The organism is Pseudomonas sp. 05N431 (assembly GCF_056397005.1).
On sequence record NZ_JBFTMN010000051.1, the window covers coordinates 1 to 1119 of the forward strand.

1 protein-coding gene is annotated in these 1119 nt (G+C 61.1%); it reads left to right on the forward strand.

The features are described 5' to 3' along the window. Positions 1-1119: immunoglobulin-like domain-containing protein (locus tag AC1DIG_RS29255; protein ID WP_477770103.1), on the forward strand; the 1119-nt coding region annotated here is incomplete at both ends.

Consider the following 1119-nt stretch of genomic DNA (forward strand, 5'->3'; position numbering starts at 1 on the left):
GTCACGCTGAGCAACGGCGCCGTGATCAATATCGAGGCCGGTAAAACCACCGGCTCCGTGGTGGTCGACACCCCGGCGAACGACGTCTATAAAAATGGCAGCACCGTCAGCACCACCATCGAAAGCACCACCGGCGGCAATTTCGAGCAGCTGACCCCGAGCACCACGCCGGCGGTCACCACCATCACCGACTCGATCGATAACACCGGCCTGACACTCACCGCCAACAACAGCATTACCGAAGGTGGCCAGATCACCTACACCGCGACGCTGAGCAATCCGGCCGGTACGCCGATGACTGTCACGCTCAGCAATGGCGCAGTCATCAACATCGAGGCCGGCAAGACTTCCGGTTCGGTGGTGGTCGACACTCCGGCCAATGACGTCTACAAAAACGGCAGCACCGTCAGCACTACCATCGAAAGCACCACCGGTGGCAACTTCGAGCAGCTGACCCCGAGCACCACCCCGGCCGTTACGACGATTACCGACTCGATCGACAATACCGGCCTGACGCTCACCGCCGACAACACGATTACTGAAGGCGGGCAGATCACCTACACCGCGACCCTGAGCAACCCGGCCGGCACCGCGATGAGCGTCACCCTGTCCAACGGTGCGGTGATCAACATCGAGGCTGGCAAAACCACCGGTTCGGTGGTGGTCGACACTCCAGCGAATGACGTTTACAAAAACGGCAGCACCGTCAGCACCACCATCGAAAGCACCACCGGTGGCAATTTCGAGCAGTTGACCCCGAGCACCACCCCGGCGGTCACCACCATCACCGACTCGATCGACAACACCGGCCTGACGCTCACCGCCGACAACACGATTACTGAAGGCGGGCAGATCACCTATACCGCGACGCTGAGCAATCCGGCCGGCACGCCGATGACTGTCACGCTCAGCAATGGCGCAGTCATCAACATCGAGGCCGGCAAGACTTCCGGTTCGGTGGTGGTCGATACCCCGGCGAACGACGTCTACAAAAACGGCAGCACCGTCAGCACCACCATCGAGAGCACCACCGGTGGCAATTTCGAACAGCTGACCCCGAGCACSACMCCGGCGGTCACCACGATCACCGACTCGATCGATAACACCGGCCTGACACTC